This window comes from Hyphomicrobium methylovorum, from assembly GCF_013626205.1.
Taxonomy (GTDB): Bacteria; Pseudomonadota; Alphaproteobacteria; order Rhizobiales; family Hyphomicrobiaceae; genus Hyphomicrobium_B; species Hyphomicrobium_B methylovorum.
Window position 1 is genome coordinate 2,009,476 of record NZ_QHJE01000001.1, and the last position, 15,843, is coordinate 2,025,318.

General features: G+C 57.6%; 15 protein-coding genes, 1 tRNA gene and 1 pseudogene. 9 read left to right on the plus strand and 8 right to left on the minus strand.

Translation table 11 applies throughout. From position 1 onward, the window contains the following. Positions 1-147 precede the first annotated feature (147 nt). Entirely contained in the window at positions 148-483 is a 336-nt protein-coding gene (locus DLM45_RS09745; RefSeq protein WP_181336928.1) for a hypothetical protein, read from the plus strand. A gap of 81 nt (positions 484-564) precedes the next feature. On the opposite strand, the gene DLM45_RS09750 is transcribed toward DLM45_RS09745, so the two are convergent. From DLM45_RS09750 to DLM45_RS09765, 4 genes are all read right to left on the minus strand, one after another. Beyond that, positions 565-2,865 carry a TonB-dependent siderophore receptor gene (locus tag DLM45_RS09750; protein WP_181336929.1) on the minus strand — a complete coding sequence of 767 codons (2,301 nt, stop codon included), beginning with the start codon at positions 2,863-2,865 and terminating at the stop codon, positions 565-567. A 135-nt stretch (positions 2,866-3,000) separates the two neighbouring features. Then, the gene (locus tag DLM45_RS09755; protein ID WP_181336930.1) at positions 3,001-4,020 is read right to left on the minus strand and encodes an HAD family hydrolase; all 1,020 of its coding nucleotides are present in this window, start codon (positions 4,018-4,020) and stop codon (positions 3,001-3,003) included. A 69-nt stretch (positions 4,021-4,089) separates the two neighbouring features. Beyond that, a complete protein-coding gene (locus DLM45_RS09760; RefSeq protein ID WP_210269822.1) occupies positions 4,090-5,733 on the minus strand; it encodes an arylsulfatase in 1,644 nt (547 codons plus the stop codon). Positions 5,734-5,786: 53 nt separating this feature from the next. Beyond that, positions 5,787-6,695, minus strand: a complete 909-nt coding sequence (locus DLM45_RS09765; protein ID WP_181336931.1) for a formylglycine-generating enzyme family protein — start codon at positions 6,693-6,695, stop codon at positions 5,787-5,789. A 164-nt stretch (positions 6,696-6,859) separates the two neighbouring features. Here DLM45_RS09765 and DLM45_RS16515 point away from each other — a divergent pair, with 164 nt between their 5' ends. Beyond that, positions 6,860-7,195, plus strand: coding sequence for a cyclic nucleotide-binding domain-containing protein (locus DLM45_RS16515; protein WP_343062284.1), 336 nt, complete (start codon positions 6,860-6,862; stop codon positions 7,193-7,195). Positions 7,196-7,247: 52 nt separating this feature from the next. Here the strand turns inward: DLM45_RS16515 and DLM45_RS16725 are convergent. The 4 genes and pseudogenes from DLM45_RS16725 to DLM45_RS09785 form a co-directional block, all read right to left on the minus strand. Further along, positions 7,248-7,622, minus strand: a pseudogene (locus DLM45_RS16725) (hypothetical protein); the annotation flags it as partial. 137 nt (positions 7,623-7,759) lie between these two features. Further along, a tRNA-Ser gene (locus tag DLM45_RS09775) sits at positions 7,760-7,849 on the minus strand. 226 nt (positions 7,850-8,075) lie between these two features. Continuing rightward, positions 8,076-8,219 carry a hypothetical protein gene (locus DLM45_RS09780; protein WP_181336933.1) on the minus strand — a complete coding sequence of 48 codons (144 nt, stop codon included), beginning with the start codon at positions 8,217-8,219 and terminating at the stop codon, positions 8,076-8,078. Between the two features lie 142 nt (positions 8,220-8,361). After that, entirely contained in the window at positions 8,362-9,378 is a 1,017-nt protein-coding gene (locus DLM45_RS09785) for a C45 family peptidase (protein WP_181336934.1), read from the minus strand. A gap of 356 nt (positions 9,379-9,734) precedes the next feature. Here DLM45_RS09785 and rplU point away from each other — a divergent pair, with 356 nt between their 5' ends. The 7 genes from rplU (at position 9,735) to DLM45_RS09820 (ending at position 15,821) form a co-directional block, all read left to right on the plus strand. Next, the gene (gene rplU, locus DLM45_RS09790; RefSeq protein ID WP_181336935.1) at positions 9,735-10,049 is read left to right on the plus strand and encodes a 50S ribosomal protein L21; all 315 of its coding nucleotides are present in this window, start codon (positions 9,735-9,737) and stop codon (positions 10,047-10,049) included. A 31-nt stretch (positions 10,050-10,080) separates the two neighbouring features. Continuing rightward, entirely contained in the window at positions 10,081-10,353 is a 273-nt protein-coding gene (gene rpmA / locus DLM45_RS09795; RefSeq protein WP_181336936.1) for a 50S ribosomal protein L27, read from the plus strand. 125 nt (positions 10,354-10,478) lie between these two features. Beyond that, positions 10,479-11,000 (plus strand): GNAT family N-acetyltransferase, encoded by a 522-nt coding sequence (locus DLM45_RS09800; protein ID WP_181336937.1) that lies wholly within the window; start codon positions 10,479-10,481, stop codon positions 10,998-11,000. Continuing rightward, a complete protein-coding gene (obgE, locus tag DLM45_RS09805; protein ID WP_181336938.1) occupies positions 10,997-12,034 on the plus strand; it encodes a GTPase ObgE in 1,038 nt (345 codons plus the stop codon). Before DLM45_RS09800 ends, obgE begins: the two co-directional genes overlap by 4 nt. Positions 12,035-12,142: 108 nt before the next feature. Further along, a complete protein-coding gene (locus tag DLM45_RS09810; RefSeq protein WP_181336939.1) occupies positions 12,143-13,237 on the plus strand; it encodes a calcium:cation antiporter in 1,095 nt (364 codons plus the stop codon). A gap of 98 nt (positions 13,238-13,335) precedes the next feature. Then, positions 13,336-14,538 carry a glutamate 5-kinase gene (proB, locus tag DLM45_RS09815; RefSeq protein WP_425485205.1) on the plus strand — a complete coding sequence of 401 codons (1,203 nt, stop codon included), beginning with the start codon at positions 13,336-13,338 and terminating at the stop codon, positions 14,536-14,538. Continuing rightward, positions 14,535-15,821, plus strand: coding sequence for a glutamate-5-semialdehyde dehydrogenase (locus tag DLM45_RS09820; protein WP_181336940.1), 1,287 nt, complete (start codon positions 14,535-14,537; stop codon positions 15,819-15,821). The genes proB and DLM45_RS09820 overlap by 4 nt, the downstream gene beginning before the upstream one ends. Positions 15,822-15,843 lie beyond the last annotated feature (22 nt).

Genomic DNA, 15,843 nt, shown 5'->3' on the forward strand with positions numbered 1-15,843 from the left:
GGGAATGACAGGCCAAAGATGAGCTGTCAGAACAGACGAAAATGGCGCGGAAATCGGGGCAATAGGACGAGCGTGGATAATTCAAAATTCCGAGCGATGCATCAAAGAGGCATTTGGCTCGCCGTCGGTTTGATACTGGTGACGGTGATGATGTCATCTGCGACGTATGCTTCACCCTCATGTTCCGACGCATTCCGCGCACTGAAGGAATTCGAAACAACCGACGCGGACAGACACAACCAAGACGTCGAGGCGCTCCGTGCAGCTGACATGGCCGATCAGAACTGTACGCCTGAAAATCTCGCTCGCGCCGATCGGATATACGAACGCGCGAAGGCAAAAGCGCCGTTGGCGCGAGCATTTGTGCTGGCTTGCGCTGACAGGCGGGACTTCAGCCGGATCGTCAAAATCTACGACTACGATAAGGTGTTGGACCCCGTACCATCCGATCTTCACGCCGCATGCGCACGGAATGCAAAGTGAAGGAACGACCGGTCACATAAACGACCGTCGACGGAGAGATCTAGCAAGCTGTCGGCACCCAAGTTTTCGAACGGTCTCGCGCTACCACTTGTAGCTGAGCGTCGAGAGGAACGTTCGTTCGCTTCCTAGGAAGCAAGAGCCGGGCAGGCAGTTCGTGACATAGTATTGATCGGCCACGTTCTGAACGCTTAGGGACAAGCGCGCGCCTCGGAGAGAACTTGAGACGTTCTCCAGGTCGTAATGCGCAGCAAGATCGAAGAGCGTATAGGCTGGCTGCGCCAATGTTCCAAACGTCTCTGCCTTTGGGCCGGTGAAACGGACGCCGCCGCCGAAGCCAAATCCGCGCAGAGCCGTTTCGTGGAATGTATAATAAAGCCAGGTCGACGCGGTGTGTTTTGGCAATCCAGGAAGCTGCGAACCGATCTGGAACTCATCGCTACTCTGAGTGACTTCGGTATCGAGATAGCTGTATCCCGCGAGGAACTGCAGGTTCCTGCTTAGCTCGGTGCGAGCTTCCACCTCGAACCCGCGCGCTTTCACCTGACCGACCTGGAGATTGAAATCAGGATTGTCTGGATCGACGGCGGTGACGTTGTCTTGCGTAATGTCGAAGGCCGCGACTGTCAGCAGGGTCTGCGTGCCGGGCGGCTGGTATTTGACGCCCACCTCAAACTGCTCTCCCGTTGATGGAGAAAACGCCTTGCCGGTCGCGTCGGCACCGAGGATTGGATCGAACGACGTCGAATAGCTGAAATAAGGAATGAGACCGGGGGCAAGTTCGTAGCCAACGCCAGCTCGATAGGTCGTCGCACTGTCGGTCGGTTTCACGACCGTCGGCGCAGGATCAAAGAGCACGTACTGCGAGCTCGAGAAGCTATCTGCGATATCCTCGCGAATTCCGAGAGTGAAGATGAAATTCTCGAACTTGATCTGATCCTGGGCATAGAAGCCGTATTGATTCAGGAGTTGATCGTTCTTGTACCACGGCGAAATGTTGGGCCGGATGCCGGTATAAACTGGATTGAAGACATCGATCGGTGGACCCGGATCAAGGAAGTCGGTGTCGAGCGTATAGTTGAGCGTCGTGCGGCTGTAATCGAAACCGAGAACGAGTTGATGCGCAAAGCGCCCCGTCCAGAAGTCACCCTGTAATTGCGTATCGGTCGTGACCGCTGTGACGTCAGAATTCGGCTCGATCGCTGCGCGATTGGCTGTGCGCATATCGGGTTCGAGATACGTGAACCGGTACGCACGCACGTCCGCATCGATACTGGCGTAGCGGAAGTTGTGACGGAGTTGCCAGACATCGTTGAAGCGATGCGAGAACAGATAGCCAGCCCAATACTGCTCACGTTCGAAGGAGTCGTACCCTGGTTCTCCGAGGAAAGTTGATCGCGAGATACGACCATTCGGATTGGGATTGAGCGTCCCATCAGACGGAACGTACTGCAGCGGGACTGTACCCTTGTCTCTGCCGTAGTAACCGAGAACCGTTAGGCTCGTGTCTTTGTTGGGCTGCCACGTAAATGAGGGCGCGATGAAACCGCGATCATCTTTGGTGTAGTCTATCTGCGTGTCGGCGTTCTGAAGTGATCCGACGACGCGATACAGCAGTGTTTTGTCGGACGTCACTGGGCCGGAAAAATCAAATCCGGTGGTCGCATTATCGAAGCTTCCGAACTGAACGAACACTTCGTTCTGCGCCGTATCGGTCGGCCGTTTGCTCACAAGGTTGACGATGCCGCCCGGCGAATTTCGCCCATAAAGAACAGATGCTGGTCCCTTCAGCACCTCGATACGCTCAAGATTGTAGGGTTGGTTTAGCGATTGAGCGAAATCATCTGCGAACTGCGGCAGCGCCATGCCATCGAGATAATATTTGGCCTCGAAGCCGCGTACCCTCGCGACATCGACGCGTGAGCCTGCGCCGTCGCGTTCGACAACGACGCCTGGGGTATAGCGCAATGCCTCGGAAACAGTTTCCGCACCCTGATCCCGCATCTGATCAGCCGGTACGACTGAAATCGACTGTGGCACCTCTACGAGCGGCGCATCGGTTTTTGTACCGGTCGCAGACTGGGTTGCGACGTATCCTTTAACCGGTCCGGTGGCGCGTTCTTGCGAGCTATCGATTGACGCAGAGTTCGTGGGACTGGGCTGCGGATCTGAAGGTGGCGCGGTGGCTTCCTTCTTCGGCGCCGCCTTCTTCGCGGTTTTCACCTTTTTCGGTTTCGGAGTGGAAGTCACGACGACGTCTGGCAAGTTTACCGACGCCTGGCCGCCTGGATCTGTCGCGGTTCCATCCTGCGCAAATGCCGGACTGTCGGCAAAGCAAGCGAGAGGTCCAAAAACGAAAATCCCGAGCAGCGTCTTGCTGTCCACGTCGCCCCCAAAATGCAATTTTGAAGCCGACTTTGCGGGACCCGATTCTATATTCAATCAATAAACAATCTTGACGGCCATATAGGAGCGCGGTGTGGTGATTCCGCTACATCAGCGGTCGTCACCGTCCTTCTATTATTCTTGCGGGAAGATCGATTTCCAGTCCGTCTTCATGTCAACGATCGACCAGCCCTTTGCCGTTGCTTCGTCGAGCGCTTTGTCGAGTCGTCCAATATCTGACGTTCTGTCGTATGCCCATTCGCGATCGGCATCGGTGTGGTGGACGAGCCCTAAGAAGCGAGGGCCGTCTCCGGCCGCAGTGTACTGAAGCATTTGCAGGTCACCATCGGAGTTGCCGAAGGCTAGGATGGGCCGCCGACCGATAAAGCGGTTGATGCCAACTGGCTTGCCGGGTCCGTCGTCGACGAATTCGACCTTCGATTGCTTGATGAGTTGAGGTTTGCCGTCCTGATCGATCTCGAATGTTACGACCCCAGAGGAGCCGACGACCTGTTCTGGCGGGATGCCGTAAACGTCCTCGGCGAAGCGACGCATGAATTCGACTCCGCCGCCTGAGACGATGAACGTTTTGAATCCGTTCTCACGCAAGTACGTCAGCAGCTCCAGCATCGGCTGGTAGACCATCTGCGTATACGGGCGTTGGGTTTTTGGATGCTTCGCATTCGCGATCCAATCGTCGACAACCTTAGCAAAGGTCTCAGTGGTTATACCGGAGTGTGATGCAACGACGATCTGCGCGATGCCCTTTTCGCCGGTAGCGAGCGCCGATTTGATGTCGCCTGCGATGAGGCTCTTAAACGGCTCAACCGTTGCCCAGTCGGGATGATCCGGCGCAAGTGCGCGGACGCGGTCTATTGCAAACGCGAGCTGGAAGTAAAACGGCTTCTCCGCCCAAAGGGTGCCGTCGTTATCGAAGACTGCAATTCGTTGCTCAGGCGGTACGAAGTCCGGCTCGCCTTCCTTCGTTACCCTGTCGACGAAATCGACAAGAGCCTTTTTGACCTTGGTGTCATTCCAGGAGGCAAGTGGGTCAGTTCCCAATTCCCTGGAGACGAGAGGCGATGACGCGTAGGTGAAGACGATGAGCGCCAGAAGCAGCGGACGCAGAACAGGCGCTGCGAGAATATATTTCATGACGAAACCCACAGGTAGCTAAAGGAAACGAGATCGGCCGGACTAAGAAAGTCCGGCCGAGTCATGTCGTCAGAGGCCGCCAGTGGCGTTTTTCAGTTGTTCCTGGATCTTCTTCAAATTGAAGGAGCCAGGTGTCTGGCTCGGCGGATAATCATTCATAGACTGGAGGAATTTTCCGGCCATGGCCTGCATAGGCACGAGGACGTAGACGCGGTCGATGAACCAGTCGTTGTAAGTGTTTGAGGAGTGTTGCGCTCTTTCGAATGGATCACGCCGTAAATTGAAGAGAAGGGGCACGCGTAGCTCTACGAACGGTTCACGCCAAACGCCGAAACCTTCTCCGCGATTCTCGAGGAAGACCGCTTTCCATTGGTCGTAGCGCATAGCGACGACTTGGCCGTCGTCATTCACATATATGAATTCCTTGCGCGGTGACTCTTTGACGGCGCCGGAGAGATAATCGAGCTGATTGTGACCATCGATGTAGTTGCGATACTTTCGGCCGTTGAGCTCTACGCCAGCGCGAAGTTTCTCAGCGATATTCGGATCCCCGGCTATCGCGGCAAACGTAGGCAGCCAATCTTCATGTGCGACGATACCGTTCAGCGTTACGCCAGCCGGGAATTTTCCGGTCCAGCGCGCGAATGCCGGGACACGGTAGGCTCCTTCCCAGTTCGAATTCTTCTCGCTTCGGAAGGGAGTCGTGCCAGCGTCTGGCCAGGAATTGAAATGCGGACCGTTGTCCGTTGAATAGAACACAATCGTGTTCTTCGTGATGCCAAGGTCGTCTAGAACTTTCAGGAGTTGTCCGACGTGGCCGTCATGCTCCACCATTCCGTCATGATACTCATCACCACTCGGTCCGGATTTGCCCCGGTTCGACTCTTTTACGTGCGTGCGGAAGTGCATACGGGTTGCGTTCCACCAGCAGCACCAGGGTTTGCCTGATTTCTGCTGGCGCTGAATGAAATCGACGGCGGCGGACAGCGTCTCTTCGTCTACCGTTTCCATTCGCTTTTTCGTCAGCGGCCCCGTGTCTTCGATTCTTTGCGTTCCGTCGGGATTTGCCCAGGAGCGAATGACACCGCGCGGACCGAACCTCTTTCGAAATTCGGGGTCTTTCGGATAATCCTCGTTCTCCGGCTCTTCCTCTGCATTCAAGTGATAGAGGTTGCCGTAGAATTCATCGAAGCCGTGCATTGTAGGCAGATGCTCGTCCCGATCGCCCTGATGGTTTTTACCGAACTGACCGGTCGAGTAACCCAAGCTCTTCAAAACGGTGGCGAACGTGACGTCCGAATTCTGCCATCCCTCTTTGGCGCCGGGCAGTCCGACTTTGGTCATTCCCGTGCGCACGGGCACGTTGCCGCCAAGAAAAGCAGCGCGACCCGCGGTGCAGCTTTGTTGACCGTAGTAATCTGTAAACGAGACGCCTTCGTTCGCAATCCGATCAATGTTCGGCGTATTGTATCCCATCATTCCGCGGCTGTTATGGCTGATATTCCACGTGCCAATATCGTCGCCCCAGATAATCAGAATGTTTGGTTTGTCGCCGCCCGCCGGGTTTGAATCTGCCGCTTCGGATTGAGCATTGGCTGTCACGGTCGACGTGGCTGCGAGGGCCATCATCGATGTGCCGCTTAAAAGGATAGATCTGCGATCTAAGGTGACGCCGCCCTTATTGGAATTTTGGCTTTCATCTTTCTTACGCATGTACTGGTCCTTTCCAGATCGTTTTTTTCTCACTGCAGCGATACGTGTTCCGGTTAGTTGCTGTGCATGACACATCGAAATCCGACGTGACTGGTCGAGGTATCAATCGGTTGAGGATGGCGCGCGGCGGGGCGATAGCGCCGGCAGTAATTAGGCGCGCAGAGGTGAGACCCTCCCTTGAGTACTTTCCGCGGTATTCGGATCTGAGGCTGGTAAGGATCGAAACTCTGCTCGGCAGAGGGTCCGCGTGGATTCTCAGGAATGCAGCAGGGCTTGCCAGCGTCGGCCGGATGCGCCGGTGCATACCAGTCGCTTGTCCATTCCCACACGTTGCCAATCATGTCGTAGACGCCGTAGCCGTTGGGCGGAAACGCTTTGACGGGTGACGTCCGCTCATAGCCATCGAGCTTCAGGTTTTCGTGCGGAAAATTGCCCTGCCACGTGTTGGCCATCTGTTGGCCGCCCGGCGTTAACTCGTCGCCCCAGGCAAACTCAGCGCTCTCGAGACCACCGCGCGCTGCAAATTCCCACTCAGCTTCGGTTGGCAATCGTTTCCCTGCCCACTTCGCGTAGGCTTCTGCATCGCGATAAGCGATGTGGACGACGGGATGGTTTTCTCGCCCTTTGATCCCGCTTCCGCGACCATACGGGTGCCGCCAATCTGCTCCGAAGCGGAATTCCCACCACTCGCTCCAGTCGCGCGCGTTGATCGATGCCGGTTGAAAAACGAGCGAGCCTGCGTTCAGCATGTGCTCGAGCGCGCCCGGGTAATCTTCCTGATTGGGCGGTGTTTCAGCGAACGTTATGTAACCGGTTGCGTCGACAAAGCTTTTAAACTGAGAATTTGTGACCGGCGCTTCGTCTATCGAGAAGCTATCTACTGTAACGCGATGGCTCGGTGCTTCCTCGCGGTAGTGTTTGTCGGAGCCCATGACAAACGTGCCGCCCGGAATGAAAATCATTCCACGGGCGCGCGGAATCTGCGTAACGCTCGTTGCTCGACAGACATCGTTTTCTCTGTGGTAACAAAACGACGTATTCGTACTAATTTTTCGTACGCTACATTTGCTAGCAGAATAAATTTGCACCAAATGCTTCATTCAGATCAATCGTGGACGGATAATTCGTGAGCATCGCAAAATTAACGCCTCTTGATCAGCTTGGTTGGCTCGCGGAACAACCAAAAGAATTTATGAATTGGGCTTCCGAAATAGGACGCTGGCGCAGATATGGCGCGGGCCAGTTTGTTTACCAAGCGGGCGATCCTTCCGACGGTATTTATGGTCTGGCGGACGGTAGTTTGGAAATTACATTTCCGCTCGTCGCCGAAGAGCCTGTCTCAGTATATCGTGCAGAGGTTGGATTCTGGATTGGCGACGCTGCCGAACTCGCGAGCGTTCCGAGAATTGTTTCTTTGATGGCAGCGACCGAAAGCAGATTGCTGCACTTGGAGTATCGGTAAGCAATCTCAGCCAAATCGGAATGGTGACGAGACACAGAAGCGTGCCTGCCGCCGTAATGGCGGCCGACAGCAGCACATTGCAGCGCGCGAGATAACAGTAAGAATTGGAGATGCCGCCGTTCGGGCTAAGCGAAAGGAGCAGTAAGCCTGCTGCGACGACTGGAAGCGGGGAAACCAACGCGGAGATGGCGAGCACAACTGGCGGAAGCACGATGAGCGGGCACAGGGCGCCAATGATTATGCTTCGTGAGTTGTTCGGGAGGTCTAGAAAATCGTCGTGCAAAATCTCCGTGCCTGCGATCAGCATAAGGAGGAACAGGCAACCTGGGACGGCGAGATCAGCCAAGAATTGCAGCATTCGATGCGCCCGTGGATTGCGAAATCTTGGGGGGAAGCGCGTATGCTCCCTTAGCATGCACGAATGCATTTTTAGAATTCTAAACGGCGACCCGTCCCGTCACTTGCTGCGGCGGTTGCCTTGACGCAGTGGCGCTGCCGAGTGCGGCGTATGCAGAAAATACTGCTTTCGCGCCAGTGCTCTGGATTATCATGGGATCGATAATTTGGCGGAGAGGGAGGGATTCGAACCCCCGGTACGGTTGCCCGTACTCCGCATTTCGAGTGCGGCGCGATCGACCACTCTGCCACCTCTCCGAAGCCTTTGAGTGCAGCGTTTCCGGGTGCCGCTTGTGCGGTGCCGGGTGTCTGCTTTCTCTCACGGCGCCAGCCGTCGAAGTGGTCTTTCGACGGTAGCGATCGTGAACGGCGAGCGGCCCTCTTATGACATGCCGCTGATGCTTGCAAGTGTGCGTTTTACGACGCTCATTTCAGAGTAGGCCGGGCGGATGCTGTGCGCGTAGGCGAAGCATCCGAAAGAGCATCAGCCGCTCTTGGCGCCCGATTTCGTCGGTTTGCCAGCGTTGAGTTCTTTTTTCGCGATTTTGGCTTCGCGGCTCTTCGCGTTTTCCAGTTTGCGCTGCCGGGCAACGATCTTGCGGCGGCGGTTATCTGACATCAGAGGCATGAAACGTCTCTCCTAAGTGTGAAATTGATGAGCGCCGATGTTCTTCGGCGCTTTGGCCGACTTCTCTACAGTGTCTCGTGGGGTTTGGACAATCCGGCTTGATTCCGGCCTATCGTCGCTTGGGCGCTTAAAACGGGTGCGGTCAGGGAGCCCATGTCAGATCGAGCGTGGCGGTTGCCGGGGCGAGCGCTTCGTAGCCGCGAGCGATCATGCGCCCTTCCTTGGCATCAGCGACCATGGCGATGCGGGTAAAATCATTGAGAATAGGCGTCTGAAGGCACGGAAACTCGGGATCGAAGACGATCGGCATTTCGGCCATCATGCAGGCGCGCTCGGGGCTTTTTTCGCCACGTGGGCGGCCATGCCAGCCAGCCGATTGCCAATGGTTGGCGGCGACGTGGTCCCCGTCGCGTATGCGCGCTTCGCGTTCGGTCCGTTCGATGACGGCCGTTTCGCGTGGCTCCAGCCCGGCGAGTGTGAAAATGCCGGGCGTCGCGATCGGACTATCCGCCAACATGCGGCGCGCCTCAGCGAATGAGGTTGCCGTTTCGACGACGTGACGCAGAAGATGTGCGGGTGTTGGATAGGGCATGCGCCAGACGCGGCGACGATTTGCAGCCCAGTCGAGATAGAAGAGGCCGCTGCTCTTGCGCATCGGGGCTTGATTGAGGGAGGCGGAAAAGCGTCCCGGCGCCATGACTTGAAGGACGCCGCTGTATCCCGGCCAGGTGATGAGCGCGAACGGTCCTGCCGGTGCGCCCGTGACCTTCGCGCAGACGATGTTGGCGCCGAGGCCGGGCGTGCGCCAGTCCAGGACGCGCATCAGGCGCGCCGAGCGGCCATCGGGCGACGGGGCGGCGCGGCAGGTACAACCCCACTCGTAGTTGACGGAAAAGAAGTAAGCGCCGGGGCGGCCGAGGGTCTTCGCTATGGCGTCGATCTCTGGCAGGTGAGCGTTATTCCAGCGGGCGAGCCATGCGCGGGATACCGCGTCCAGGGCCTTCAGAGCGCTCTTCGGATAGCGGTGCGAGGCCGTGTCGAGCAGGGCGTTTGCGCGATCGGCGGCAGCGGCGAGCGTCTCCAGCGGAAAAGCAGGTCCGGTTTCAATAATTGGAACATCCGGAAGGGGCGCGGCGGCGCGGCTGGCCCCTGTTGCCATAGGGAGCTCGTGGTGTGATGACATGTAGCTCCTGTGGCCCCTTATCTCGTCGCCTTTTGTAGAGCGGATGTAAGCTCCGGGAAGGCCAATACAAAGTGCCAGCCCACGCGTCTTTTTGCGGGTGCGTTACACTCTTTCGATGGCTAAGGCCGAAATGCCGCACGGCGATTGACAAGGTAGCTCAGTTCGACAATAAACCGGCCTCTGCTCACGCGCGGGAAAAATCCCCCGTGGGACAACGCGCTGCCCGAGGCTTGGTGCCGAAATATTAACGGCATCCCTTTGAAGTCCATCGGTTTTTTCGATGGCGCCACAGGGCGCGGAAACAGGCCTGAAAGGCCGAAAGGACTTGAATTATGTACGCTGTCATCAAGACGGGCGGCAAGCAATACCGCGTTTCCAAGGACGATCTCGTCACCATCGAACGCGTGGCGGGCGACGCCGGCGCGAAAGTTGAATTCGATCAGGTGTTGATGGTCGGAACCGGTGCCGACGTAAAAATCGGCGGACCGATCGTTTCGGGCGCGAAAGTTGTTGCTGAACTCGTCGAACATTCGCGCGGGCCGAAGATCATCGCTTTCAAGAAGCGCCGCCGCAAAAATTCACGCCGTAAGAAGGGCCACCGTCAGGACCTTTCGATCGTGCGCATCACAGACATCTCGGGCGCGTAAGTCGTCGCCGTATTATCCAAGGATCTGAGCAATGGCACAGAAAAAGGCAGGCGGCTCGACACGTAACGGCCGCGATTCAGAAAGCAAACGCCTCGGCATCAAACGCTACGGCGGTGAAGCTGTCATTCCGGGCAACATTCTTTGCCGCCAGCGTGGAACGCAGTGGCATCCGGGTTCGGGCGTCGGAATGGGTACGGACCATACGATCTTCGCCGTCGAAGAAGGCACCGTCCAGTTCGATACCAAGCGCAACGGCCGGATCTACATCTCCGTAAAGCCCACCAAGGCTGTCGCAGCGGAATAACCGCTCCAGCAGTGGATCCAAGATTTTGGCTTGCGAATTGGGGGTGGCCTTGCCGCTCCCTTTTTGCATTTATGTCCGGCCCTTCATATGTGTTTTCGCCATACGAGTTCAGTCTAACGCCAGCTATGAAAACAGCTCGTCTTCGCCTCCGCCCCGTCGTGAACGGTGATGCCGCGCGCATCGCTGTGCTGGCGGGCGACTGGGAAGTGGCGAGCATGACGGGACGCATTCCCTACCCGTACTCGGAAGAAGAAGCCCAGTATTGGATCAGTGGCGTCGCGGCGAGTGAGAAAGTCTTCGGGATCGAATTTCGCGGCGAGCTGATTGGCATCTGCGGATTTACGCTCGACGAGGACGGATCTGCGGAACTCGGATATTGGATCGGACGAGAGTACTGGGGCGAAGGGTTCGCGACCGAAGCGGCGCGTGAGGTCATGCGTTATGGCTTCGCCAAAGGCGGCGTTCGGCGGTTCATCTGTAAGCATTTGACGGGGAATCCGGCGTCGGAGCGAGTTATCCGCAAACTCGGCTTCAAATATATCGGCGGCGCGACCGGATGGTGCGAAGCGCGTCAGTGTGAACTGCCGGCTTTAAGCTACGAGCGTCGGCGCCCATGGACCATGAAACTCAGGGCGCTCGCCACATGAAATTTCTCGATCAAGCGAAGATCTACATCAAATCCGGTGCAGGCGGGAACGGTTGCATTTCGTTCCGGCGTGAGAAGTACATCGAGTTCGGCGGACCGAACGGTGGTGACGGCGGCAATGGCGGCGATGTTTGGGCCGAGTGCGTGCAGAACCTCAACACGCTGATCGATTATCGCTACCAACAGCATTTCGCCGCGCAGAACGGCAGGCCCGGCATGGGCAAGGATCGCGCTGGGTCGAACGGTGACGACTGCATCATCAAGGTTCCCCCGGGGACGCAAATCCTGGCTGAAGATGGCGAAACGCTGCTTGCCGATCTCACGCAGCCGGGTGAACGGGCGCGTCTGGCTCGTGGCGGGAACGGCGGGTTCGGTAACGCGCATTTCAAAAGCCCGACCAACCAGGCACCGCGTCACGCAAATCCTGGCCAACCGGGCGAAGAGTTGACGATCTGGCTCAGGATGAAGCTGATCGCGGATGCGGGTCTCATTGGTTTGCCGAACGCAGGCAAATCGACGTTTCTTGCGGCTGTGAGCGCGGCGAAGCCGAAGATTGCCGATTATCCGTTCACGACGCTTTATCCCAATCTGGGTGTGGTGCGCGCAGGCGATATTGATTTCGTGCTCGCGGATCTGCCGGGTCTGATCGAAGGCGCAGGAGAGGGAGCGGGCCTTGGAGATCGCTTTCTCGGCCATGTCGAACGCTGCCGCGTGCTGCTCCATCTCGTTGATGCAACTTCAAGCGACGTTGCTGCGGACTACAAGACGGTGCGCCGAGAACTGAAGAGCTACGGCAATGATCTCGAAAAGAAGAAGGAGATCGTCGCTCTTTCCAAGGCGGATTCACTCGACGATGAGACGCTCGCTGAACGCCGTGATGCGCTGAAGAAGGCTGCGCGAAAGACGCCTCTTATCCTCTCGGCGGTATCTGGGCGGGGCGTGAAGGATGCGCTTTATGCGCTCACACGCGAGATTACCCGCATTGATGACGCAGAAGATGCGGAAAATGCTGATGCTGGGCCATGGAAGCCCTGAGGTTGGTACGTTTGTACTGATGCATCGCTTGCGGGCTGTGGTCAGTTTGCGCACAATCTGATTCCGTCGACTGCCCTCCCGCCATGTCAATGAAGAAAAAGGAATTAGATGGTCCATTCTGCCAAGACGCCCCTTTGGTCCTGGGCGTTGCCCATTCTCGGTATCCTTCTCTTCGGTGCCACAACCGTAATCGGGTTCGGTGAGGATTTCGCCTCTCGCCCGGAAAGTATCGCTCTCGCTGTTCTCGCCATTCCGCTCTTGATCGGCGCGGTGTTCGCGGCCGTCTATCATGCGGAGGAAATAGCCCACGCGACCGGTGAGCCTTTCGGCACGTTGGTTCTTACGATCGCCGTTACCGTTATCGAGCTCGCGCTTATTCTGTCTCTGATGGCAACGGGTAAAGCTTCGCCGACGCTTGTTCGCGACACCGTCTTCGCCGTCGTTATGATCATCGTGTGCGGCTTGGTGGGTTTATGTATCGTCGTCGGTGGCTTGCGCTATCGTCAGCAGAGGTTCGATGTCACCTCGGCGAAGATCTATCTCGCGGTTCTCATTGTTCTCGTTACGCTCACGACGATATTGCCAAATTATACGCATGCCGCTCCCGAGGGGCTTTATTCGTTCGGGCAGCTTGCCTTCATCAGTGTTTCGATTTTGGCTCTGTATGGAGTCTTTCTGTACACGCAGACGGTCTTGCACCGAGATTATTTCACGGGTGATTTTAATTCGGATGCGTCTCCGCCAACCGGTGGAAAGTTCTTCAAATCGCTGATCCTGTTATGTCTGGCGCTGACGACAGTCGTCGTGCTTGCGAAGCTGTTTGCCATTCTGGCGAACGTTGGCGTTGCTTCAATCGGGGCGCCTCCAGGCGTCACTGGCGTCTTGATCGCGCTTATCGTTCTCACGCCGGAAGCAATTTCCGCTGTCAGGGCCGCCAGCCGGGACGACCTGCAGAAGAGTGTGAATCTTGCGCTTGGCTCGTCGCTGGCAACGATCAGTCTCACTGTGCCGGCGATCGCATTTGTGAACATTTTTCAGCAGGTGCCACTCGTTCTCGGTCTGGAACCGAGGGACGTCACGTTGCTCGCAATGACGCTCGCGGCGAGCATTTTGACGTTTGGAACAGGCCGCACGAATGTGTTGTTCGGCTTCCTGCACCTCGTGATGTTCGGGACGTTTATGTTCCTCGCTTTCGTCCCATAGGGCGGGATTGAAGGCTCAGCCGATTGGTAAAGGATTTCCTGGTAAGCGGGATCGCGTATTCCCCTTGCCCGGATATGGAACCTGCGGATAAGGCATGCATGGATTTAACCGCAGGTACCTCCCTAGAGTCCGATATGGTTCGCACGCAGACATCCGAAGCTACCCTTGCGGCCGCACGCGCGCGCTGGGGTGACGCGCGCCGTATCGTCGTCAAGATCGGTTCGGCGTTGCTGACGGACCGTGAGACGGGTCGGCTCAAGTCGGATTGGCTTAACTCGTTCATGGACGACGTTGCTGAGCTGGCGAAGGCTGGCAAGCAGATCGTGCTTGTCTCATCAGGATCGATCGCGCTCGGGAGACATGCGCTCAAGCTGCCGAAGGGTGTGCTTGCTCTGGAGCAGAGTCAGGCGGCAGCCGCGGTCGGGCAGATCAGTCTTGCGCATTCTTATCAGGAGACGGCTGCGGCGCGCGGACTGACGGCGGCGCAAATTCTGTTGACGCTTGGCGACACCGAGGAACGTCGCCGCTATCTCAACGCGCGCAATACGATTGAGGTTCTGCTGTCTCTCAAAGCCATTCCCGTCGTCAACGAGAATGACAGCGTGGCCACGGCGGAAATTCGTTACGGCGACAACGATCGGCTTTCGGCGCGCGTGGCGTCGATGGTTTCGGCGGATTGCCTCGTGCTGCTCTCGGACATCGATGGGCTTTATACTGCGCCGCCTTCCGAAGACGCGAATGCGAAGCATATTCCTATCGTCAACGAGATCACGGCCGAGATCGAGGCGATGGCCGGAGACGCGGGAACGGAGCTGTCCAAGGGCGGTATGAAGACCAAGATCGAGGCGGGCAAGATTGCCCTCTCGGGCGGTACGCACATGGTCATCACCACAGGCAAAATTCTTAATCCGCTGCGCGCGATTTCCGAGGGCGGCCGCGTGACGTGGTTCGTGGCGAAATCCGATCCCGTCGCAGCGAGAAAGCGCTGGATTTCGGGCCAGCTTGTACCGAACGGACAGGTGTTTCTGGATGCGGGCGCGGAAAAGGCCCTGTTTTCAGGAAAGAGCCTGTTGCCCGCCGGCGTGACCCGCGTCGAAGGCGTATTTGACCGGGGCGACGCCGTTACCCTACGTTCAGCGACCGGCAGTGAACTCGGCCGCGGCCTCATTGCCTATTCGGCAGACGACGCGCGTCGTATCATCGGCAAACGGTCGACTGAGATCGCCGCTATCCTCGGTTACGAGGGGCGTGACACGCTCATTCACCGGGACGACATGGCGCTGACAAGGAGCCAGCGATGAACACGGTAGACCGCATCAATCGCGATACAGCGGATCAGATGCGCCGCATCGGCGAAGCTGCGAAGAGCGCAAGCCGGCGGCTTGGTGTTGCGACTTCTGAAGAGAAGAACAACGCGCTTCTTGCTGCAGCGAAGGCGCTGCGCGAGTCGACGCCAAAAATTCTCGAAGCAAACGCCAAGGACATTGAAGCGGCCAAGGCTGCGGGACGGCCTTCTGCATTCGTCGACCGGCTGCTGCTGAACGAAAAGCGCGTCGAAGGCATTGCGAAGGGGCTTGAAGAAATTGCAGCGCTGCCTGACCCGGTCGGCACTGTGCTCGCGGAATGGGATCGGCCCAATGGCCTGAAGTTCCAGCGTGTGCGCGTGCCGCTCGGCACCGTCGGCATCATCTATGAGAGCCGTCCCAACGTCACTGCGGATGCGGGTGCATTGTCGCTCAAGGCTGGCAATGCTTCGATCTTGCGTGGCGGCTCTGAAAGCCATCATTCAAGCGTTGCTATTCACGCGGCGCTGGCTGCGGGTTTGAAGGCTGCCGGGCTGCCGGAAGCCGCTATTCAGCTCGTACCGACGACGGACCGTGAGGCGGTTGGGCTTATGCTGCGCGGGCTCGACGGGGCTGTCGATGTCATCGTTCCGCGCGGTGGAAAGAGCCTCGTGCAGCGCGTACAAGACGAGGCGCGTGTGCCTGTGTTCGCGCATCTCGAAGGCATCTGCCACACGTACGTCGATCAGGGAGCGGATCTCAAGATCGCGGTGCCGCTGGTGGTCAACGCCAAGATGCGCCGCACGGGAATTTGCGGCGCGACCGAGTGTCTTCTCATCGACAAGAACTCGCGCGCCGATCTTGCTACGCCGCTCATTTCGGCACTTTTAGACGCCGGATGCGAGGTTCGCGGTGACGAAGCTGCGCAAAAGGTAGATGCGCGCGTCAAGGCCGCGACGGAAGCCGACTATGGCAAGGAGTTCCTGGAGGCGATTATCGCGGTGAAGTCGGTTGATGGCGTGGATGGCGCAATCGAGCACATCGCGCGTTACGGTTCGCAGCACACCGACGCAATCATCACCGAATGCGAAGGGACAGCGGAACGCTTTCTCAATCGTGTGGATTCCGCAATCGTGCTCGTCAACGCTTCAACGCAGTTCGCGGATGGCGGTGAATTCGGTTTCGGTGGCGAAATCGGCATTGCGACCGGCAAGATGCACGCGAGAGGCCCGGTTGGAGTCGAGCAGTTGACGAGCTTCAAATACAAAGTGCGCGGTACCGGTCAGACGCGGCCGGTTTGAGCGCATGCGGATGAGGCTTCTT

Coding starts and splice junctions, on each gene's coding strand:
- DLM45_RS09760 (WP_210269822.1), bottom strand. CDS start 5,733: ATGCGTAAGAAAGATGAAAGCCAAAATTCCAATAAGGGCGGCGTCACC.
- proB (WP_425485205.1), top strand. CDS start 13,336: ATGGATTTAACCGCAGGTACCTCCCTAGAGTCCGATATGGTTCGCACG.
- DLM45_RS09780 (WP_181336933.1), bottom strand. CDS start 8,219: ATGCCTCTGATGTCAGATAACCGCCGCCGCAAGATCGTTGCCCGGCAG.
- DLM45_RS09765 (WP_181336931.1), bottom strand. CDS start 6,695: ATGATTTTCATTCCGGGCGGCACGTTTGTCATGGGCTCCGACAAACAC.
- obgE (WP_181336938.1), top strand. CDS start 10,997: ATGAAATTTCTCGATCAAGCGAAGATCTACATCAAATCCGGTGCAGGC.
- rplU (WP_181336935.1), top strand. CDS start 9,735: ATGTACGCTGTCATCAAGACGGGCGGCAAGCAATACCGCGTTTCCAAG.
- DLM45_RS09820 (WP_181336940.1), top strand. CDS start 14,535: ATGAACACGGTAGACCGCATCAATCGCGATACAGCGGATCAGATGCGC.
- DLM45_RS09810 (WP_181336939.1), top strand. CDS start 12,143: ATGGTCCATTCTGCCAAGACGCCCCTTTGGTCCTGGGCGTTGCCCATT.
- DLM45_RS09785 (WP_181336934.1), bottom strand. CDS start 9,378: ATGGCAACAGGGGCCAGCCGCGCCGCCGCGCCCCTTCCGGATGTTCCA.
- DLM45_RS09745 (WP_181336928.1), top strand. CDS start 148: ATGATGTCATCTGCGACGTATGCTTCACCCTCATGTTCCGACGCATTC.
- DLM45_RS09755 (WP_181336930.1), bottom strand. CDS start 4,020: ATGAAATATATTCTCGCAGCGCCTGTTCTGCGTCCGCTGCTTCTGGCG.
- rpmA (WP_181336936.1), top strand. CDS start 10,081: ATGGCACAGAAAAAGGCAGGCGGCTCGACACGTAACGGCCGCGATTCA.
- DLM45_RS09800 (WP_181336937.1), top strand. CDS start 10,479: ATGAAAACAGCTCGTCTTCGCCTCCGCCCCGTCGTGAACGGTGATGCC.